This is a genomic window from Amphritea opalescens, from assembly GCF_003957515.1.
Classification (GTDB): Bacteria; Pseudomonadota; Gammaproteobacteria; order Pseudomonadales; family Balneatricaceae; genus Amphritea; species Amphritea opalescens.
Map to the genome: position 1 here is coordinate 16,765 of NZ_RQXW01000014.1, position 20,083 is coordinate 36,847.

Consider the following 20,083-nt stretch of genomic DNA (forward strand, 5'->3'; position numbering starts at 1 on the left):
GACTCAAGCTTTCGTTCTTTTAACTGGGTTTCAGTGCTACGAAGCGAAAGGCATGTCGCTCGGTTTTTCCCTGCGCATCATAACTCTGTTCGACCACCTCGGTTTCACCATTATGCTTGATGAGTATCGCGGTGGTGGCTCGGGTGCCGTAGTGCTCTGAATGAATAAAGCTGGCGGATAGTCGGCGTTCGAGAGCGAGATCGATACCGGTGTGTGGTAACTGTTCGTCGGGGTAGGTGGTTGTGTCCTGCATCAGTTTGATGAGGCTATCGGGGGATAAGTCGTTATCGATACACTGTTTTAAGGCCTGCTTGGCCGCGAGGAGTTTTGGCCAGGGAGTATCAAAGACAGCGTTGCTGATGCCGTGAATCCCATTGGGGATTGGTTGCAGTGCTTCGGCACGATTGGATAGATAGCATAGTTGCTGGCCATCATCGATGAGTTGATTAAAGCCATCAAAATCATCGGTGTGGGTCGTGCGAATAAAGTGACTACAGCTTTGATCGCTCAGTAGAAAATCTAGCGGCAGGTTGCCCCTAGAGCGATGCCCCTGGGGTTTAGTTAAGCCGTTGCGGTGGTTAGTGAGGGCGGAAAAGCGCCCGCTACGGGTGAGCCCTAACCAGGTGCCGCCTTGTTCGAGATCTTTGCCTGCCAATAGATCGGGCTGGTCGGGCCAGTACTGCATCGCACGGGTAGGGCGATTGTAAAACTCATCCCGATTAGCGGTGAGGATCAGTTTGTAGTCGGGGTGGTGGTTGTAGGCGAACAGAATCAGGCACACGGCGGGTTCTCTCTTTGGCTCGGCAAGCGTTAGCCGTTATATTTATAAGAAATTTTTATCGCTAAGCTGTGGGTAACAGCTTCATTTAAAACCAATATTTGTCATTTATCTATTATAGGATGCGCAATAAGCGTGATTTTATCCGGCAGATTCAGAATAAAGGAAGTCAGTTTTAATGTGGGTGCATGATATTGATCCAATTGCGGTGGCGTTAGGGCCATTAAAAATTCACTGGTATGGGCTGATGTATCTGGTTGGTTTCGCCTCAGCCTGGTATCTCGGTGGTAAGCGCGCACGTCGCCCCGGTTCTGGTTGGACCGAAGAGCAGATCTCCGATCTGATTTTTTGGGGCGCTGTCGGGGTGGTGCTCGGGGGCCGGTTTGGTTATGTGGTGTTTTATAACTTTGATCAGTTTCTCAACGATCCGCTCTGGTTATTTGCCGTCTGGGAAGGAGGGATGTCATTCCATGGTGGCTTGCTCGGGGTGATTGCGGCGATTGGTTATTTCTCCCATAAATATCAGAAGAGCTATTTTGATATCGGTGACTTTGTCGCGCCCTTGATTCCGATTGGGTTGGGCGCGGGACGTATCGGTAACTTTATTGGTGGCGAGCTATGGGGTCGGCCAACGGATCAAAGCTGGGGTGTTATTTTTCCCCGTGCCGGTGATACGTTAGCCCGTCATCCATCGCAGCTGTATGAATTTGCCTTAGAGGGCGTGGTGCTGTTTGTGGTGCTGTGGTTCTATTCCGCTAAACCGCGGCCAAAAATGGCGGTCTCAGGGATGTTCTTGCTCTGTTACGGTCTGTTCCGTTCGAGCGTTGAGTTCTTTCGTCAACCGGATGTGCAGTTGGGCTATGTGGCGCTGGATTGGTTGACGATGGGCCAGTTGTTGTCGTTGCCGATGATTGCGTTAGGTGCTTTCTTATTATGGTTAGCTTATAGCCGGGATACCGTGAAACGGATGGCATAGGTCGTTCTCTAACGGCCCCGTGTTATTTTATCGTGTGATTAGGGGGCTGTGCGTCCTGTGTGCGGCTTAGCGCGAGTTTGAGCAGTGCGGCGACGGACATGGCATCTGTGATCTCTCCCTTGATGGCCATCGCGATAGCCTCGTCGGTGGTCACTTTCATGAGAGTGATATCTTCGGTGTCTTCTAGCTGTTGCGGGCCTTGGCTTAGTTGGGTTGCTAAAAAGATAAAAGCGACTTCATCGGTCACCGAGTTTGATGTTCTCAGCTCCATAAAGGGCTGCCAATGCTCAGCGGTTAAGCCTGTTTCTTCGCGAAGTTCTCGTTTGGCTGCATCCAGTGGAGGTTCATCGAGTGATGCGCCACCCTCTGGAATCTCAATGGTGGTCTCATTGTTAGGGTAGCGGCTCTGTTTGACTAGGCAGATCTGATCGTCATCATCAATGGCGATAATGCCAATCGCTCGGGATTTAAAATGTACAACGCCATAGATCCCCTCGGTGCCGTTAGGACGGATCACCTCTTCATGGCGAACCTGAATCCAGGGGTTCTCATAAGCAATCTGTTGACTCTTTTGCTGCCAACCACCTATCTTGGGTTTTGTCATGATTAGGCCCGTTTAACGTCAGCGTTTATGGCGGCTGACGTTGTTGTTATACGGAGAATGGGTATTGAATCGGGTCGTGATACTGATAGCCTTCGATCTCGAAATCATCGGTAGTAACCCAGGTTTCCAAATCTTCTAAGGTTTTAATGTCCGGATTGACCTTAAAGGTGGGCAGCGGCAGAGGTTCACGTGTTAGCTGTACATCACGCATCAACTCGAGCTGATCTTCATAAATATGTGCATTAACGATCTTATGGTAGGCCTTGCCTGGTTTTTTTCCGGTAATCTGGGCGATAATCGCCAACAGAAAATAGACCTGAACCATATTGAATGTCAGACCTAAGGGTACATCGCAGCTGCGTTGTGTGCTGTTGAGGTAGAGTGTATCTCCTAACAGCGAGAAGTGGTGGCTGTACATGCAGGGGCGTAGGCAGCCCATGTGAAATGCACCGGGGTGATAAAAAGTATAGATCTCCCCGCGATCATCGATACCCTGAGTCAGGTCGTCGACAATCTTACGCAGTAGATCGATGCTACCGCCGTCGGGCTTGGGAAAGTTTCTGCCTACCTTGCCATAGATAAAGCCACAGTCATCGGTGCCTTTGCGGTAGGGGTTGGCGAGCCAGGATGCGTTATCATTGGCGTTGGCATCCCAGGTCTTAGTGCCGAGTTGGCGGAACTGTGCCGCATTGTCGTAACCGCGCAGATAGCCTAACATTTCGGCAATGGCCGATTTATAAAAGCTTTTCCGTGTCGTGACCAACGGGAATTCACCGGCGGCGACATCGTAGGTTAGGTCGGCGTTAATGACGGTCAGGCAGCGTTTTCCGGTGCGTTCGTTTTCCACCCAGATGCCTTCATTGATGAGTCTTTGGCAAAGATCAAGATATTGTCTCATTGGTTTGTGCTTGACACCTGTGGTTAAATTCAGCCAGCGATGTTACCAAACAGTAAGTAGCAAGTCATTGGTACCAGCACTAGTTCGAGTATTAGTTAAGGCAAGGAGAGTTTATGAACCTGGCGATCATAGTGGCCCAGGCAGAAAACCGGGTAATCGGTATTAATAATAATTTGCCCTGGCATCTGCCGGAGGATCTGCGCTATTTCAAGCGGGTCACGATGGGTAAGCCGATTATTATGGGACGTAAGACATTTGAATCGATTGGTCGGCCGCTACCGGGGCGGACCAATATTGTGGTTAGCCGTGATACAACGTATCAGCCGGAAAATGTAAAGGTGGTGCACAGCCTTGAAGCGGCGAAAGCACTAGCTGAGAGCATCTGTATGGTGAATGGTTGCGATGAGGCGATGGTGATCGGTGGTTCACAGATTTATCAGCAGGCGTTACCGTTGGCTGACCGTCTGTATCTGACCCAAGTACATGCTGAAGTGGAAGGTGATGCGTATTTCCCCGTATTCCACCCCGGTGATTGGGCTGAAATCGGTCGGGAGGATTTTTCGGCCGATGGACCTAACCCCTACGATTACAGCTTTATAGTGCTGCAACGTATCTCCTGAAGGATATTCTATGATTGAGCCACTTTTATCGGTACTGGCGGATGGTAAGTTTCATTCAGGTCAGGCGCTGGGGCAGGCGTTAGGTGTAAGCCGCAGTGCCATTTGGAAGCAGATTAAGAGCATTGAAGAGTCGGGTATTGAGGTGTTTAGCGTCAAGGGTCGAGGTTATCGGATTCCCGGCGGGTTAGATCTGCTGGATCAGGCCTTGATTGAGGGTGCGTTACAGGCGGATGTGCGTCAGCGTCTCAACCTGATCGATGTAAACCTGATTATCCCCTCGACCAATGCCAAAGCGATGGAAGCGGTTTATCGTGACGGACATGGCTCGTTATATTTGGCTGAGCAGCAAACAGCAGGACGTGGTCGTCGTGGGCGTAGCTGGGCAAGCCCTTTTGCCAGTAATATCTATTTTTCACTGACTTGGCAGTTCAATAATGGCGCAGCTGCACTTGAGGGGCTAAGCCTTGCCGTCGGGGTGGCGCTGATTCGCGGCTTGAAACGGCTGGGGGTGGATGAAATCTCGGTTAAATGGCCTAACGATCTGTTATGGCGTGGGCGTAAGTTAGCCGGTGTGTTGCTGGAAATGAGTGGTGATGCGGCAGGTGAGTGTTTTGTGGTGATTGGCGTAGGTATCAATGTCAATATGTCAGAACTCGCGGCGGAGACGATTGATCAGCCGTGGATCGATCTACGTCAGATTCTGGGTGAGGCGCCTTCGCGCAATCGGTTGTTAGCCGAACTGATCAATGAGTTGGTGCCTGTGCTTGAGCAGTTTTCCAGCGAAGGTTTTGCCGCCTTTAAGGATGAGTGGCAGCAGATAAATGCCCATCGTAATCAGGTGGTGAGTCTTAATCTAGGTAACCGACAGGCGGTGGGTATTTGTCGTGGGGTTGATCAATCCGGCGCGCTTCTGTTGGAAATCGATGGTGAGTTGCAGGCTTATCATGGTGGCGAAGTGAGTGTACGACTAGCATGAGTGTGTTGGATCTGGATGCGGGTAATACCTTTATTAAGTGGCGAATGGCTGGCTCAGAACTGCGGGGGCGGTTGCGTCATAGCGAGTTGACGATCGCACAATGGCCGTCAGACGTGGAGCGGGTAAGAGTCTCGTCGGTGGCGGGTGAACAGGTAAATCAGGCATTGCATCAGTTTGTGTCGCAGCGCTGGCAGGTGCAGCCCGAGTTTGCCGTCACTCAGGCAGCCGCCTGCGGTGTGAGTAATAGTTATAGTGATCCCTCGCGAATGGGGGTTGATCGCTGGTTAGCCCTATTGAGTGCTTGGCAGCAGGAGCAGGGTGCCTGCTGGGTGGTGGATTGCGGTAGTGCCATCACAGTAGAGCAGTTGAGTGGCAATGGGCAGCACCTAGGTGGTTATATCATTCCAGGGCTCCAGTTGATGGGACGTAGTCTTTTGATGAATACCGCAGAAGTGATTGTGGATCAAACGATAGCGGGCTTCGATGCGACGCCGGGAGTTAATACGTCTGAAGCGGTGCATCATGGTGTCAATCTATTATTAGAATCGCTGGCTGAAAAGGTGATGCGTAAGGCAGCAGGGCAACCGGTTTATGTAACCGGCGGTGATGGTGAGTTGTTTTGTTCGCTGGTGGAGGGCGCTACCTGGTGTCCTGATCTTGTGTTAGATGGTTTACCGTTGGCGCTGGGCGCTGAATGATGCGCTGGCTATTTTTAATTCTACTGCTGATCAATGGTGTCTATTTTGGTTGGCAGTTGCGTCAATCAGATGAGCCGGTTGAGGGAGTTCGGCAGGCGCAGGTGGCATCGCTTAAACTGCTGAGTGAAGTTGATCGTTCGACTTTGCTACCACGTCAGGTCGTTAAAGCAGAGTCTAGTGCTGGGGTGTCTATCCCCGATGAAACCATGTGTTATGTGGTCACAGGGATAGAATCTGAAGTCGAGGCGCTGGACCTACAGGAACGGATCGAACGGTTAGGCTTGAATGCGCTGTTATTACAAACAGATGTAGAGCGGGTGGAGATGTTTGAGCTAATACTGAATCGGCCTGCTGATTATTCGCAACAGCAAGCATTAGAGGCGCGCTTGGTGGAACAGGGATTCAATGTAGAAACAGAGAAACTAGGCCCTCGCGATGTGTATGTTATCGGTCGATTTAAGACGCGTGCAGCGTTAAATCAGGCACGGGATAGCGTGAGTCAGCAGTTTGTGGTGGATGAATATGAGGTTATGCAGTCATTGCCACAGTATGAGGTTTGGATTGAGGCTAATAATTCGCTAGAAACAGACAATAAAATCAACGAGGTAGACGGTTTTCTTGATTCTGCCATAAAAATCGAAAAAAAGTTATGTAAAAGGGTTGCAAGCACAGGGGCTCGTGATTAATATATGCGCCACTTCACAGCCGATGCCGGTATAGCTCAGCTGGTAGAGCAACTGACTTGTAATCAGTAGGTCCCGAGTTCGACTCTTGGTGCCGGCACCATTAAAGCGGTGAAGTATTGGTAGGGTGGGGTTCCCGAGTGGCCAAAGGGATCAGACTGTAAATCTGACGCGCGAGCTTCGGTGGTTCGAATCCACCCCCCACCACCAATAGCTGTAAGGCGGGTATGGTACAATGGTAGAACCTCAGCCTTCCAAGCTGATGATGCGGGTTCGATTCCCGCTACCCGCTCCAGTTAGATGTGCTCATGTGGCTCAGGGGTAGAGCACACCCTTGGTAAGGGTGAGGTCGGCGGTTCAAATCCGCCCATGAGCTCCATTATTTTCATAGGGTAGATATAGCGATATGTCTGCCCTTTGTTGTATGTGGCAGCGTGGTTAATCACACTTACTTGACGCAAGGTAAATGGCAATGGCTAAAGAACAATTTGAACGTAACAAACCGCACGTTAACGTTGGTACAATCGGCCACGTTGACCACGGTAAGACTACTCTGACAGCAGCACTGACCCGTGTATGTGCAGAAGTTTTCGGTGGTAAAGCTATCTCATTCGCTGGTATCGATAATGCTCCAGAAGAGCGCGAACGTGGTATCACTATCGCGACTTCTCACGTTGAGTATGATTCTCCAATTCGTCACTACGCGCACGTTGACTGCCCAGGACACGCGGATTATGTGAAAAACATGATCACCGGTGCTGCTCAGATGGATGGTGCTATCTTGGTTTGTGGCGCGACTGATGGCCCTATGCCTCAGACTCGTGAGCACATCCTGCTGTCTCGTCAGGTTGGTGTACCTTACATCATCGTATTCCTGAACAAGGCAGACCTGCTGGCTGAAGATTGCGGCGGCGTTGATTCTGAAGAATACGCTGAAATGCTGGAATTGGTTGAGATGGAGCTGCGTGAGCTGCTTGATACTTACGATTTCCCAGGTGATGACACTCCAATCATTGCAGGTTCTGCATTGATGGCGTTGAACGGCGAAGATGAAAACGAACTGGGAACAACGGCTGTACGTAAGCTAGTTGAAGCACTGGATACTTACATTCCAGAACCAGAGCGTGCTATCGATCAGCCATTCCTGATGCCTATCGAGGACGTATTCTCTATCTCTGGTCGTGGTACTGTAGTAACTGGCCGTGTAGAGCGTGGTATTGTTAAGACGGGTGAAGAGATTCAAATCGTCGGTATCCGTGATACTCAAACAACTACCTGTACTGGTGTTGAAATGTTCCGTAAGCTGCTTGACGAAGGTCGTGCAGGTGAGAACATTGGTGCATTGTTGCGTGGTACTAAGCGTGACGACGTAGAGCGTGGTCAAGTACTGGCTAAGCCAGGTACAATCACTCCTCACACTCGTTTCGAAGGTGAAGTATACGTACTGTCAAAAGATGAAGGCGGACGTCACACTCCATTCTTCAAAGGTTACCGTCCACAGTTCTTCTTCCGTACTTGTGACATCACAGGTTCTTGTGAACTTCCAGAAGGCGTTGAAATGGTAATGCCAGGCGATAACATCAAAATGGATGTTACCCTGATCAACCCTATCGCAATGGAAGAAGGTCTGCGCTTCGCGATCCGTGAAGGCGGTCGTACTGTTGGCGCAGGCGTTGTAGCAAAAATCATCGAGTAATCTTTGATTTAATAGCAACTTAACGGTTGCTACCTAGTAGGGATGCGTGTAATATACGCGTCCCTAGTTAGTACTAGGCCAGTGGCTCAATTGGCAGAGCAGCGGTCTCCAAAACCGCAGGTTGGGGGTTCGAGTCCCTCCTGGCCTGCCAACTCTAATCTGAGTTGGTGTCTAACAAGTTCATAGCAAATTATCGATAACCGAGGCCCATCGTGAATTCTAAAGTGTCTTCCGAAGGTTCAAAGCTGGATGGCCTGAAATGGGTCGTAGTGGTAGCCATAGTCGCTGCCGGCGTAGTAGGTAACTCTGTTTATTCAGAAGAGTCACTGCTATATCGCGTAATTGCACTATTAGTTCTTGCTGGTGTTGCAGGCTATATTGCGCTGCAAACCGCTAAAGGATTGGCTTTCTTTACATTGTTTAAAGAAGCGCGATCTGAAATTCGCAAAGTTGTATGGCCAACCCGTCAGGAAACAATGCAGACAACTCTGATTGTGACTGTCGTTGTATTGGTTGTAGGTTTGCTTTTGTGGGGTCTTGACTCGTTACTGAGTTTGGGCGTCTCGACTGTAATCGGATAAGAGGAAAGAGGCATGGCTATGCGATGGTATGTTGTACATGCGTACTCCGGTTACGAGAAGCGTGTAATGAATTCTCTGAGAGAGCGGGTCGAGCTGCATAAAATGCAGGATGGCTTTGGCGATATCCTCGTTCCTACAGAAGAAGTTGTTGAGATACGCGAAGGTAAAAAACGTAAGTCTGAACGTAAATTCTATCCGGGCTATGTATTGGTTCAGATGGAAATGAATGACGACACTTGGCACTTAGTTAAAGATACGCCGCGCGTTCTTGGCTTTATTGGTGGTACGGCAGATAAGCCAGCACCGATTACCGAGAAAGAAGCGCAAGCGATTCTGCAACGTGTTGAAAGTGGTGTTGATCAGCCGCGTCCTAAGACCTTGTTTGAACCGGGTGAAATGGTTCGAGTGGTCGATGGTCCGTTTGCAGACTTTAACGGTGTTGTAGAAGAAGTGAACTACGAGAAGAACAGGCTGCATGTTGCAGTATTGATCTTCGGTCGTTCGACTCCAGTAGAGCTGGGGTTTGGTCAGGTCGAAAAAGCCTGATAGCAGAATTTTAGGAACTGACCTCGGTGCTTGAATGAGTGCTGGGGTTTTTCCGTCTTTAAACCGGGGAGCCGAAAGGCGTTACTACCCGCCAGGAGTGAAACATGGCTAAGAAAATCCAGGCTTATATTAAGCTGCAGGTTGCTGCCGGTCAGGCGAACCCAAGTCCACCAGTTGGCCCAGCATTGGGTCAGCATGGTGTTAACATCATGGAATTTTGTAAAGCGTTTAACGCTGCAACTCAGGGTATCGAAGCGGGTCTTCCGACTCCTGTTGTTATCACTGTATACGCAGATCGTAGCTTTACCTTCATCACTAAGACGCCTCCTGCAGCAGTATTGCTGTTGAAAGCGGCTGGTCTGAAGAGTGGTTCTGGTCGTCCAAACACTGAGAAAGTGGGTTCTGTTACTCGCGCTCAGTTGGAAGAGATTGCAACGACTAAAATGGCTGACTTGACTGCTTCTGATATGGATGCAGCTGTTCGCACCATCGCTGGTAGTGCACGTAGCATGGGTCTTACCGTGGAAGGAGTTGAGTGATGGCTAAGTTGTCTAAGCGCCAAAAGGCGATTGCTGAGAAAGTTCAACCTGGTAAGCAGTACGCTGTTAACGATGCGGTTTCTCTGCTGAATGAACTGTCCACTGTTGACTTTAAAGAGTCTGTTGATGTTGCGATCAATCTAGGTATTGATCCACGTAAATCTGACCAAAACGTTCGTGGCTCAAGTGTGCTGCCAAGCGGTACTGGTAAAGAAGTACGTGTTGCTGTGTTTGCTCAGGGTGAAAACGCTGAGAAAGCAAAAGCAGCTGGCGCTGATGTTGTCGGTTTTGATGATCTGGCTGAACAGATTAAAGGCGGCGACCTGAACTTTGACGTTGTTATTGCAACGCCAGATGCGATGCGTGTTGTTGGTCAGTTAGGCCAAATCTTGGGCCCACGTGGTCTGATGCCTAACCCTAAAGTAGGAACCGTTACTCCAGACGTTACTACTGCGGTTAACAATGCTAAAGCTGGTCAAGTACGTTTCCGTACTGACAAAAACGGTATTATCCACGCAGGTATTGGTAAAGTTGGCTTCGAACCTGAAGCGATTGCTGCCAACCTAGACGCGTTGTTAGGCGAAATTAAGAAACTTAAGCCTTCTTCTGCTAAAGGCGTGTATCTGAAGAAAATTACCCTGTCCACCACTATGGGGCCAGGTCTGGTAGTCGATCAGGGCTCTTTGGGCGCTTAATCGATTTTCAGAAAAATTGAGGGTCTCTGCGGTATTGCCGCAGAGGTCGTCAAAGACCGCAGGTGAGAGTGGCGCACGTAGTCAGTCTCTTAATCTATCAACCTGCGCAGACGGTGTGATCCCCTTAACAGGATCAATTCAACCACCGTACTCGGCGCTTCAGTGATTTATCATTGGAGTGATTGGTAAACAGTCGATAAGACTAAATCCAGGAGTAAATCGTGGCATTAGGACTCGAAGATAAAAAAGCGATTGTCGCTGAAGTCCAGGAAGCTGCTAAAGGCGCTCTTTCTGCTGTAGTTGCAGATTCTCGCGGTGTTACCGTTGAGAATATGACCGAACTACGTAAGCAGGCACGTGAAGCGGGAGTATGGCTACGCGTCGTACGTAACACGCTAGCGCGTCGTGCAGTAGAAGGCTCTGATTTCGAATGTATCTCAGATGCGTTCGTAGGTCCAACCTTGATTGCATTCTCTAACGAGCACCCAGGTGCTGGTGCGCGGATTCTGAAAGATTTCGCCAAGAAGAATGACAAGCTTGAGTTAAAGACCGCTGCTTTCGAAGGGCAGACCGTAGACATCTCTGTGTTGGCTTCACTGCCTACATACGATGAGGCGATCGCTAAGCTGATGGGTTGCATGAAAGAAGCAGCTGCAGGCAAGCTGGTTCGCACTATTGCGGCTATTCGCGAACAGAAAGAAGAAGCTGCTGCTTAATTTTAAAAGCGGCTTAAGTAACGAGTTTAAGAGCCTCAGGCTCGAATATTTTAGGAATTGAACCATGTCTCTATCTAAAGAAGATATCTTGAATGCAATCGCTGAAATGTCTGTAATGGACGTTGTTGAGCTGGTTGAAGCAATGGAAGAAAAATTCGGTGTTTCTGCTGCTGCTGTTGCAGTTGCTGGCGCTGCTGGCGGCGAAGCTGCTGCTGCTGAAGAGCAAACTGAATTTGACGTTGTTCTTGCTGCTGTTGGCGACAAGAAAGTTAACGTAATCAAAGCTGTTCGTGCAGCAACTGGTCTTGGCTTGAAAGAAGCTAAAGGCATGGTTGACGGCGCTCCTGCTACCGTTAAAGAAGGCGTTAGCAAAGATGAAGCTGAAGAGCTTAAGAAAGCTCTGGAAGAAGCTGGCGCAACTGTTGAAGTTAAGTAAGCAGCGCTATGCTTCGTATCAGACTATTTGATAGCTGATACATCTACGGCTGGTGGCAAAGTGCCACCGGCCTTTTTCCGTTATTAGTAAGAGCAAATGATAACGGCTCACAAACCGAGAAAATTCCTTCGGTTTGGTTGAATTTTTCAGGTGTAGATGCTGGGGAACTTAGATGGCTTACTCATATACTGAAAAGAAACGCATCCGTAAAGACTTCGGAAAGCTGCCGGAAGCGATGGACGTGCCGTATTTATTGGCAATCCAGTTGGATTCTTATTTGAAATTCCTGCAACAGGGTGCTGACTCTACAGACCGCAAAGATGTCGGACTGCATGCTGCTTTCAGTTCCGTATTCCCGATCGTTTCCTATTCCGGAAATGCCGCATTGGAATATGTAGGTTACCGTCTGGGCGAGCCGGTTTTTGACGTTAAAGAATGCCAGATGCGTGGTATTACTTATGCGGCTCCACTGCGCGTAAGAGTCCGCCTGGTAATCTATGATCGCGAATCTTCAAATAAAGCGATCAAAGATATTAAAGAACAAGAAGTATACATGGGCGAAATGCCGCTGATGACCGACAACGGTACATTCGTTGTTAACGGTACAGAGCGTGTTATCGTGTCCCAGTTACACCGTTCGCCTGGTGTATTCTTCGACCATGACAAGGGTAAAACGCACTCCTCTGGGAAGCTGCTTTATTCTGCCCGTGTCATTCCTTACCGTGGTTCATGGTTGGACTTCGAGTTTGATCCTAAAGATAGCCTATTTGTACGTATTGACCGTCGTCGTAAATTGCCGGCCACTATTCTGTTGCGTGCACTGGGATATACCACTGAAGAGATCCTCGAAACCTTCTTTGATAATACGGAATGGGTACTGAGCACAGAAGAGATTCTGATGACGCTGGTACCTACTCGTCTGCGTGGCGAAACAGCTACCTTTGATATTAAAGATGGCAGCGGCAATGTACTGGTTGAATCCGGTCGTCGTGTGACACCGCGTCATATCCGTCAGTTAGAGAAAGATAATGTTACTCAGCTAGAAGTGCCTGTTGAGTATCTGCTAGGTAAAGTATTAGCAAAAGATATTATCGATCCTACTACCGGTGAACTACTGTGCGAAGGCAACAGCGAGATCACTGAAGAAGTGCTTGAACTGATGCGCAGCCGTGATGTTACCGCGTTTGAAACGCTGTACACCAACGAGCTGGATTGTGGTTCATTTATTTCTGATACCCTGCGTATCGATACGACGCGTAATCAGCTAGAAGCACTGGTAGAGATCTACCGGATGATGCGTCCTGGCGAGCCACCAACCAAAGAATCTGCTGAGAACCTGTTCCAGAACTTGTTCTTTGCTGAAGAGCGTTACGACCTTTCTGCTGTTGGTCGGATGAAGTTCAACCGTCGTCTAAGTCGTGATGATGAAGTCGGTTCTGGCGTGCTGGATAAAGAAGATATCCTGGCTGTTATGAAGACGTTGATCGATATTCGTAACGGTAAAGGTGTTGTCGATGATATCGATCACCTGGGTAACCGACGTATTCGTTCTGTTGGCGAAATGGCTGAAAACCAGTTCCGTGTTGGTCTAGTACGTGTAGAGCGTGCTGTCCGTGAGCGTTTGAGCATGGCGGAATCGGATAACCTGATGCCTCAGGATCTGATCAACGCTAAGCCAGTAGCGGCTGCCGTTAAAGAGTTCTTCGGTTCGTCACAGCTGTCTCAGTTTATGGACCAAAACAACCCACTGTCGGAAGTTACCCACAAGCGCCGTGTATCAGCGTTAGGGCCTGGCGGTTTGACACGTGAGCGTGCTGGCTTTGAGGTACGTGACGTACATCCAACCCATTACGGTCGTGTATGTCCAATCGAGACACCTGAAGGACCGAACATCGGTCTGATCAACTCGCTGGCAACCTATGCCCGCACTAACGATTATGGTTTCCTTGAGAGCCCATACCGGAAAGTGGTTGATGGTCAGGTAACTGATGAGATTGAATACCTATCAGCGATTGAAGAGGGGCGTCATGTTATCGCTCAGGCTTCTGCTGGTATGGATGACAACCATAAGCTAACCGATGAGTTGGTTGCGGTTCGTCATGAAAATGAATTTACCGTTATGCCACCGGAAAAAGTTACCTACATGGATGTATCTCCACGTCAGGTAGTATCGGTTGCGGCGGCATTGATTCCGTTCCTAGAACACGATGACGCGAACCGCGCATTGATGGGATCGAACATGCAGCGTCAGGCTGTACCGACATTGCGTGCTGATAAGCCGTTAGTGGGTACAGGCATGGAGCGTTATGTTGCACGTGATTCCGGCGTTTGTGTCACTGCTAAACGCGGTGGTGTGATTGAAGCGGTTGATGCGGCACGTATCGTTGTGCGTGTAAGTGATGAAGAAACAGCCGCGGGTGAAGCGGGTGTAGATATCTACAACCTGACCAAATACACCCGTTCTAACCAGAACACCTGTATCAACCAGCGCTCTATCGTGAGTCAGGGCGAAACAGTTCAGCGTGGCGATATCATGGCTGACGGCCCGTCCGTTGACCTTGGTGAGCTGGCGTTGGGGCAGAATATGCGTATCGCATTCATGCCTTGGAACGGTTACAACTTCGAAGACTCGATTCTGATCTCCGAGCGTGTTGTGCAGGAAGATCGTTTCACCACTATCCACATTCAGGAACTGACCTGTGTGGCGCGTGATACCAAGTTGGGTTCTGAAGAGATTACTTCGGATATTCCAAACGTGGGTGAGTCTGCGCTGGCGAAACTGGATGAAGCCGGTATCGTACACATCGGTGCTGAAGTTGGCCCTGGTGATATTCTGGTTGGTAAAGTGACACCTAAGGGTGAAACTCAGCTGACTCCGGAAGAGAAACTGCTACGAGCTATCTTTGGTGAGAAAGCCTCTGACGTTAAAGATACGTCTCTGCGTGTTAAGACAGGTACCATCGGTAAAGTTATCGATGTACAGGTATTTACCCGTGATGGCGTGCCTAAAGATGAGCGTGCACTCTCCATTGAACAATCTGAACTGAACCGTATCCGTAAGGATTTGAACGAAGAGTTCCGCATTGTTGAGCAAGCGACCTTTGAACGTCTCGAACGTGCCCTGTGTGGTCTTAAAGCTGAAGGCGGTGCAAACTTCCAGAAAGGCGAAGAGATTACCTCTGCTGCATTGGCTGAACTGAAGAAATCTGATTGGTTCAAGATCCGTGTTGCTGATGAATCAGCACAGGAAATGCTGGAAAGAGCGCAAGAGCAACTCGAAGAAAGTCGTGTTGAGCTAGATGCTAAGTTCGAAGACAAGAAGAACAAGCTGCAAACAGGTGATGACCTAGCGCCGGGCGTACTGAAAATTGTCAAGGTTTACGTAGCGACTAAACGCCGCGTACAGCCAGGTGACAAGATGGCCGGTCGTCACGGTAACAAAGGTGTTATCTCCGTTATCATGCCGGTTGAAGATATGCCGTATGATGAAAACGGTGAGACGGTTGATATTGTCCTCAACCCACTGGGTGTACCATCACGGATGAACGTAGGTCAGGTGCTTGAGACCCACATGGGTATGGCGGCTAAAGGTCTGGGCGTTAAGATCAATGCGATGCTGCAAGCAGAGCGTGATCGTCTAGAAACCGTTAAAGAGCTACGTGAGTTCCTTGATCGTATCTACAACAGTGAATTGGGTGGCTATAAGTCAGGCCGTCATGAAGATATCGACTCTTTGAGCGATGACGAAGTGATGGAGCTGGCGAAAAACCTGAAAGGTGGTGTACCGCTGGCAACCGCAGTATTTGACGGTGCTAAAGAAGCGGAAGTGAAGGAGCTGCTGCGTATGGCAGACCTGAGCGATACCGGTCAGTTCACCCTGTTTGATGGTCGCTCCGGTGATAAGTTTAGCCGTCCAGTAACCGTAGGTTACATGTACATGCTGAAACTTAACCACTTGGTTGATGATAAGATGCACGCACGTTCTACCGGTTCTTACAGTCTGGTTACTCAGCAGCCGCTGGGTGGTAAGGCTCAGTTCGGTGGTCAGCGATTCGGTGAGATGGAAGTGTGGGCACTGGAAGCATACGGTGCTGCTTACACCTTGCAGGAAATGTTGACGGTTAAGTCCGATGACGTGAATGGCCGTACGAAGATGTATAAAAACATCGTTGATGGCGATCATCGTATGGAACCGGGCATGCCAGAATCGTTCAACGTGCTGGTGAAAGAGATCCGTTCGCTAGGTATCGACATCGAGCTGGAATCCGAGTAACCCTTTAACAGATAGTTTACTGCGCAGCTGAATTAATCGCTGCGTGGTCAACTCCCCCGAGGAGCTGAAAGAAATGAAAGATTTACTAAATCTGTTGAAATCCCAGGGACAGAACGACGAGTTTGACTCGATCCGTATCGGTCTGGCATCACCTGAGATGATTCGTTCTTGGTCTTTTGGTGAAGTTAAAAAGCCAGAAACCATTAACTACCGTACGTTTAAGCCTGAGCGTGATGGTCTGTTCTGTGCCAAGATCTTTGGTCCAGTTAAAGACTATGAATGTCTATGTGGCAAGTACAAGCGTCTCAAGCATCGCGGTGTTATCTGTGAGAAGTGTGGCGTTGAAGTAGCACTGGCTAAAGTTCGTCGTGAACGTATGGGTCACATCGAACTGGCATCGCCGGTTGCACACATTTGGTTCTTGAAGTCTCTACCATCCCGTATCGGTTTGATGCTGGATATGACTCTGCGTGATATTGAGCGGGTCCTGTACTTCGAATCTTTTGTTGTGATTGATCCAGGTATGACGACGCTTGAGCGTGGTCAGCTGATGAATGACGAGCAGTATTTTGAAGCGCTAGAAGAGTTCGGCGATGACTTCGATGCCCGTATGGGTGCTGAAGCAATCCAAGAACTGCTGAAATCTATCGATCTTGTAGAAGAGATCGAAGTGATGCGTGAAGAACTGCCAGCAACGAATTCTGAAACTAAAATTAAGAAGCTGTCTAAGCGTCTTAAATTGCTGGAAGGTTTCCATCTGTCAGGCAACAAGCCTGAATGGATGATTTTCCAAGTTCTGCCGGTTCTGCCGCCAGATCTGCGCCCATTGGTGCCGCTGGATGGTGGTCGTTTTGCGACTTCCGATCTCAACGATCTGTACCGTCGGGTAATTAACCGTAACAACCGTTTGAAGCGTCTGCTTGATCTGAGTGCTCCGGATATCATCGTACGTAACGAAAAACGTATGTTGCAAGAATCTGTTGATGCGCTGCTAGATAACGGTCGTCGCGGTCGTGCTATTACCGGTTCTAACAAGCGCCCACTGAAATCCTTGGCTGATATGATCAAGGGTAAGCAGGGTCGTTTCCGTCAGAACTTGTTGGGTAAGCGAGTCGACTACTCTGGTCGTTCCGTTATCGTGGTTGGTCCATACTTGCGTTTGCATCAGTGTGGTCTGCCTAAGAAAATGGCACTGGAGCTGTTCAAGCCTTTCATCTTCTCTAAGCTAGAGCTACGCGGTTATGCAACCACGATTAAAGCCGCTAAGAAGATGGTTGAGCGCGAAGAGTCGCTGGTATGGGATATCTTGGATGAAGTTATCCGCGAACACCCGATCATGCTTAACCGGGCACCAACACTTCACCGTTTGGGTATTCAGGCATTTGAACCTGTACTGATCGAAGGTAAAGCGATTCAGCTGCACCCATTGGTCTGTGCGGCTTACAACGCCGACTTTGACGGTGATCAGATGGCGGTACACGTGCCGTTGACTATCGAAGCGCAGCTAGAAGCTCGTGCATTGATGATGTCAACTAACAACGTACTGTCGCCTGCTAACGGTGAGCCTATCATCGTACCTTCTCAGGACGTGGTCTTGGGGCTGTACTGGATGACCCGTGCGCGTATTAACGCTCAGGGTGAAGGCATGGTCTTCGCTGATATCAAAGAGGTTCAGCGGGCTTACGGTGCCAAGCAGGTCGATCTGCAAGCGTGCGTGAAAGTGCGTATCCACGAAACGATTCGTGATATCGAAGGTAACGAAGAGCATATCACTAGCATTAAAGAAACGACCGTTGGTCGTGCCATGCTGTTTGATATCGTGCCAACCGGTCTACCATTTGATCTGGTTAACCAGGCGATGACGAAGAAAGCTATTTCGCGTCTGATTAACACCGCTTATCGTATCGTTGGTTTGAAAGATACTGTTATCTTTGCTGACCAAGTGATGTACATGGGCTTCCGTCAAGCAACAGTTTCTGGTTCTTCTATCGGTGTTAACGATTTCGTTATCCCAGATGAGAAGGTCGATATCATCACTTCTGCAGATAGCGAAGTGAAAGAGATCGAAATGCAGTACGCTGACGGTCTGGTTACCCAGGGCGAGAAATACAACAAGGTTATCGATATCTGGTCTCGTGCAAACGAAGTACTAGCTAAGAAGATGATGGATAACCTGAAGAAGGAAGAGGTGCTAAACCGTGAGGGCGAGCTAGTCATCCAAGACTCTTTCAACTCGGTTTATATGATGGCCGACTCCGGTGCCCGGGGTAGTGCTGCACAGATTCGTCAGTTGGCGGGTATGCGTGGTCTGATGGCGAAGCCGGATGGCTCCATCATCGAAACGCCAATTACCGCAAACTTCCGTGAAGGTTTGAACGTACTACAGTACTTCATCTCGACTCACGGTGCGCGTAAAGGTTTGGCGGATACCGCACTGAAAACAGCGAACTCTGGTTATCTGACACGTCGTCTGGTTGACGTATCTCAGGATCTGGTTATCACTGAAGATGACTGTGGTACTGAAGAAGGGCTTGTCATGCAGCCGCTGATTGAAGGCGGTGATGTTGTGGTAGGTCTGGGTCATCGTATCCTGGGTCGTACTATCGCTAAAGATGTGATGGATCCAAGCGGTACTGAAGTGCTGATCGAAGCCGGTACATTGATTGATGAAGCTTGGGTTAAACGTCTTGATGACGAACAGCGCTTCTCTTCTATCGATGAAGTGGTTGTACGTAGTGCGATTACCTGTGAAACAGCCTTCGGTCTGTGTTCTAAGTGTTATGGTCGTGACCTCGGTCGTGGTCATAAGGTTAACCCAGGTGAAGCAGTGGGTGTTATCGCTGCTCAGTCTATCGGTGAGCCGGGTACACAGCTGACCATGCGTACCTTCCACATCGGTGGTGCAGCATCACGGGCAGCCGCAGTCGATAGCGTACAGATTAAAAACTCCGGTGAAATCCGGATGCATAACCTTAAATCTGTAGAAAAAGCAGATGGTTCTCTGGTAGCAACCTCTCGTTCAGGCGAGCTGGGTGTAACCGATGAGCACGGTCGTGAGCGTGAGCGTTATAAGCTGCCTTACGGTGCTGTGATTAAGGTTAAAGATGGCGATCGTGTTGAAGCCGGCGCTATTGTTGTTAACTGGGATCCGCATACCCACCCAATCATCTCCGAGGTGGCGGGTAAGCTTGAGTTTGTTGGTATTGATGACGGTATTACCGTTAAGCAACAAACGGATGAGCTGACCGGCTTGTCGACTATCGAGATTCTGGACCCAGCAGTACGTCCAGCGGCGGGTAAAGATATCCGTCCGATGATCCGTTTGGTTGATGCGACGACGGGTGCTGACCTGTTCCACCCGGGTACAGACTCCGCTGCTCAATACCTGCTGCCTGCTAAGGCGATTCTGAACCTGAACAATGGTGCAGAAGTGGGTATCGGTGATGTACTGGCACGTATCCCTCAGGAAGGTTCTGTGAACAAGGATATCACCGGTGGTCTGCCACGGGTTGCTGACTTGTTCGAAGCGCGTAAGCCTAAAGAATCTTCTATTCTGGCTGAAGTGTCCGGTACGATCACCTTCGGTAAAGAAACCAAAGGTAAGAAACGTCTAGTGATCAGTCCTCCTGATGCTGATCCTGTCGAGCTGATGATTCCTAAGTGGCGTAACCTGAACGTATTTGAAGGTGAAGTCGTGCAGAAGGGTGAGGTTATCTCCGATGGCCCATCTAACTCCCATGATATTTTACGTATCAAGGGTGTTGCGGAACTGGCGAAATACATCACCTCTGAAATTCAAGACGTTTACCGTCTGCAGGGTGTTGGCATCAACGATAAGCACATCGAAGTTATTGTACGTCAGATGCTGCGTAAGGTTGATATCACTGCCAGTGGTGATAGCTCGTTCATCAACGGTGAACAGGCTGAATACCACAAGGTTATCGCTGAGAATAAGCGTTTGGTTGCTGATGGTAAGATGCCGGCTAAGTACGATCGTGTACTGCTGGGTATCACTAAAGCATCGCTGGCAACAGAGTCCTTTATCTCTGCTGCATCGTTCCAAGAAACAACCCGCGTTCTAACTGAAGGTGCGGTGTGTGGTAAGAAAGATTACCTGCGCGGCCTGAAAGAAAACGTGGTTGTTGGACGATTGATTCCAGCCGGTACCGGTTTGGCTTATCACAAAGCGCGTAAGCGTAAAGCTCAGAAAGTCGATGATAACGTCACTGTAAGTGCAGAAGATGTTCAATTGGCACTGACTGAAGCGTTGAACCAAGCAGCGATGCCTGATTCAGAATAATAAGCTGTTGGCGGGCCTGAATTAGTTTTCGGGCCTGTAATTAGAGCTTATATGTGGGTAACTTTGGT

17 protein-coding genes and 5 tRNA genes are annotated in these 20,083 nt (G+C 49.3%); 19 read left to right on the top strand and 3 right to left on the bottom strand.

Translation table 11 applies throughout. The annotated features are described in order from the left end of the window. Positions 1 to 19: 19 nt before the first annotated feature. Positions 20 to 781, bottom strand: a complete 762-nt coding sequence (locus EH243_RS14070; protein ID WP_126159316.1) for an NRDE family protein — start codon at positions 779 to 781, stop codon at positions 20 to 22. Between the two features lie 175 nt (positions 782 to 956). On the opposite strand from EH243_RS14070, the gene lgt reads away from it, so the two are divergent. Then, entirely contained in the window at positions 957 to 1,754 is a 798-nt protein-coding gene (gene lgt / locus EH243_RS14075; RefSeq protein WP_126159317.1) for a prolipoprotein diacylglyceryl transferase, read from the top strand. 22 nt (positions 1,755 to 1,776) lie between these two features. On the opposite strand, the gene EH243_RS14080 is transcribed toward lgt, so the two are convergent. Together EH243_RS14080 and EH243_RS14085 are read right to left on the bottom strand one after the other, a co-directional pair. Beyond that, the gene (locus tag EH243_RS14080; RefSeq protein ID WP_126159318.1) at positions 1,777 to 2,358 is read right to left on the bottom strand and encodes an NUDIX domain-containing protein; all 582 of its coding nucleotides are present in this window, start codon (positions 2,356 to 2,358) and stop codon (positions 1,777 to 1,779) included. Between the two features lie 46 nt (positions 2,359 to 2,404). Continuing rightward, positions 2,405 to 3,256 carry a thymidylate synthase gene (locus EH243_RS14085; RefSeq protein WP_126159319.1) on the bottom strand — a complete coding sequence of 284 codons (852 nt, stop codon included), beginning with the start codon at positions 3,254 to 3,256 and terminating at the stop codon, positions 2,405 to 2,407. Between the two features lie 113 nt (positions 3,257 to 3,369). Here EH243_RS14085 and folA point away from each other — a divergent pair, with 113 nt between their 5' ends. The 18 genes from folA (at position 3,370) to rpoC (ending at position 20,015) form a co-directional block, all read left to right on the top strand. Next, positions 3,370 to 3,876 carry a type 3 dihydrofolate reductase gene (gene folA / locus EH243_RS14090; protein ID WP_126159320.1) on the top strand — a complete coding sequence of 169 codons (507 nt, stop codon included), beginning with the start codon at positions 3,370 to 3,372 and terminating at the stop codon, positions 3,874 to 3,876. 10 nt (positions 3,877 to 3,886) lie between these two features. Further along, a complete protein-coding gene (birA, locus tag EH243_RS14095; RefSeq protein ID WP_126159321.1) occupies positions 3,887 to 4,852 on the top strand; it encodes a bifunctional biotin--[acetyl-CoA-carboxylase] ligase/biotin operon repressor BirA in 966 nt (321 codons plus the stop codon). Beyond that, positions 4,849 to 5,550 (top strand): type III pantothenate kinase, encoded by a 702-nt coding sequence (locus EH243_RS14100; RefSeq protein ID WP_126159322.1) that lies wholly within the window; start codon positions 4,849 to 4,851, stop codon positions 5,548 to 5,550. Before birA ends, EH243_RS14100 begins: the two co-directional genes overlap by 4 nt. After that, positions 5,550 to 6,236 (top strand): hypothetical protein, encoded by a 687-nt coding sequence (locus EH243_RS14105; protein WP_126159323.1) that lies wholly within the window; start codon positions 5,550 to 5,552, stop codon positions 6,234 to 6,236. Before EH243_RS14100 ends, EH243_RS14105 begins: the two co-directional genes overlap by 1 nt. A gap of 24 nt (positions 6,237 to 6,260) precedes the next feature. After that, positions 6,261 to 6,336: transfer RNA gene (locus tag EH243_RS14110), tRNA-Thr, on the top strand. Between the two features lie 23 nt (positions 6,337 to 6,359). Continuing rightward, positions 6,360 to 6,443 (top strand) — tRNA-Tyr (locus EH243_RS14115). 11 nt (positions 6,444 to 6,454) lie between these two features. Continuing rightward, a tRNA-Gly gene (locus tag EH243_RS14120) sits at positions 6,455 to 6,528 on the top strand. 9 nt (positions 6,529 to 6,537) lie between these two features. Then, positions 6,538 to 6,612: transfer RNA gene (locus tag EH243_RS14125), tRNA-Thr, on the top strand. 93 nt (positions 6,613 to 6,705) lie between these two features. After that, positions 6,706 to 7,929 carry an elongation factor Tu gene (gene tuf / locus EH243_RS14130; protein WP_126159324.1) on the top strand — a complete coding sequence of 408 codons (1,224 nt, stop codon included), beginning with the start codon at positions 6,706 to 6,708 and terminating at the stop codon, positions 7,927 to 7,929. A gap of 75 nt (positions 7,930 to 8,004) precedes the next feature. Further along, positions 8,005 to 8,080, top strand: a tRNA-Trp gene (locus EH243_RS14135). Between the two features lie 61 nt (positions 8,081 to 8,141). After that, complete coding sequence (gene secE, locus EH243_RS14140) at positions 8,142 to 8,510, top strand: preprotein translocase subunit SecE (RefSeq protein ID WP_126159325.1); 369 nt, start codon at positions 8,142 to 8,144, stop codon at positions 8,508 to 8,510. A gap of 12 nt (positions 8,511 to 8,522) precedes the next feature. Then, complete coding sequence (nusG, locus tag EH243_RS14145; protein ID WP_126159326.1) at positions 8,523 to 9,056, top strand: transcription termination/antitermination protein NusG; 534 nt, start codon at positions 8,523 to 8,525, stop codon at positions 9,054 to 9,056. A gap of 104 nt (positions 9,057 to 9,160) precedes the next feature. Further along, positions 9,161 to 9,595 (top strand): 50S ribosomal protein L11, encoded by a 435-nt coding sequence (gene rplK, locus EH243_RS14150; protein WP_126159327.1) that lies wholly within the window; start codon positions 9,161 to 9,163, stop codon positions 9,593 to 9,595. Next, positions 9,595 to 10,290, top strand: coding sequence for a 50S ribosomal protein L1 (gene rplA / locus EH243_RS14155; protein ID WP_126159328.1), 696 nt, complete (start codon positions 9,595 to 9,597; stop codon positions 10,288 to 10,290). The genes rplK and rplA overlap by 1 nt, the downstream gene beginning before the upstream one ends. Before the next feature lie 221 nt (positions 10,291 to 10,511). Beyond that, on the top strand, positions 10,512 to 11,006 hold the full coding sequence (gene rplJ, locus EH243_RS14160) for a 50S ribosomal protein L10 (RefSeq protein WP_126159329.1): 495 nt from the start codon (positions 10,512 to 10,514) through the stop codon (positions 11,004 to 11,006). A gap of 64 nt (positions 11,007 to 11,070) precedes the next feature. After that, positions 11,071 to 11,442, top strand: a complete 372-nt coding sequence (rplL, locus tag EH243_RS14165; protein ID WP_126159330.1) for a 50S ribosomal protein L7/L12 — start codon at positions 11,071 to 11,073, stop codon at positions 11,440 to 11,442. 172 nt (positions 11,443 to 11,614) lie between these two features. Further along, positions 11,615 to 15,715, top strand: coding sequence for a DNA-directed RNA polymerase subunit beta (gene rpoB / locus EH243_RS14170; protein WP_126159331.1), 4,101 nt, complete (start codon positions 11,615 to 11,617; stop codon positions 15,713 to 15,715). A 73-nt stretch (positions 15,716 to 15,788) separates the two neighbouring features. Beyond that, complete coding sequence (gene rpoC, locus EH243_RS14175; RefSeq protein WP_126159332.1) at positions 15,789 to 20,015, top strand: DNA-directed RNA polymerase subunit beta'; 4,227 nt, start codon at positions 15,789 to 15,791, stop codon at positions 20,013 to 20,015. Positions 20,016 to 20,083 lie beyond the last annotated feature (68 nt).

Coding starts and splice junctions, on each gene's coding strand:
- lgt (WP_126159317.1), top strand. CDS start 957: ATGTGGGTGCATGATATTGATCCAATTGCGGTGGCGTTAGGGCCATTA.
- EH243_RS14080 (WP_126159318.1), bottom strand. CDS start 2,358: ATGACAAAACCCAAGATAGGTGGTTGGCAGCAAAAGAGTCAACAGATT.
- EH243_RS14085 (WP_126159319.1), bottom strand. CDS start 3,256: ATGAGACAATATCTTGATCTTTGCCAAAGACTCATCAATGAAGGCATC.
- folA (WP_126159320.1), top strand. CDS start 3,370: ATGAACCTGGCGATCATAGTGGCCCAGGCAGAAAACCGGGTAATCGGT.
- birA (WP_126159321.1), top strand. CDS start 3,887: ATGATTGAGCCACTTTTATCGGTACTGGCGGATGGTAAGTTTCATTCA.
- EH243_RS14100 (WP_126159322.1), top strand. CDS start 4,849: ATGAGTGTGTTGGATCTGGATGCGGGTAATACCTTTATTAAGTGGCGA.
- EH243_RS14105 (WP_126159323.1), top strand. CDS start 5,550: ATGCGCTGGCTATTTTTAATTCTACTGCTGATCAATGGTGTCTATTTT.
- tuf (WP_126159324.1), top strand. CDS start 6,706: ATGGCTAAAGAACAATTTGAACGTAACAAACCGCACGTTAACGTTGGT.
- nusG (WP_126159326.1), top strand. CDS start 8,523: ATGGCTATGCGATGGTATGTTGTACATGCGTACTCCGGTTACGAGAAG.
- rplK (WP_126159327.1), top strand. CDS start 9,161: ATGGCTAAGAAAATCCAGGCTTATATTAAGCTGCAGGTTGCTGCCGGT.
- rplA (WP_126159328.1), top strand. CDS start 9,595: ATGGCTAAGTTGTCTAAGCGCCAAAAGGCGATTGCTGAGAAAGTTCAA.
- rplL (WP_126159330.1), top strand. CDS start 11,071: ATGTCTCTATCTAAAGAAGATATCTTGAATGCAATCGCTGAAATGTCT.
- rpoB (WP_126159331.1), top strand. CDS start 11,615: ATGGCTTACTCATATACTGAAAAGAAACGCATCCGTAAAGACTTCGGA.
- rpoC (WP_126159332.1), top strand. CDS start 15,789: ATGAAAGATTTACTAAATCTGTTGAAATCCCAGGGACAGAACGACGAG.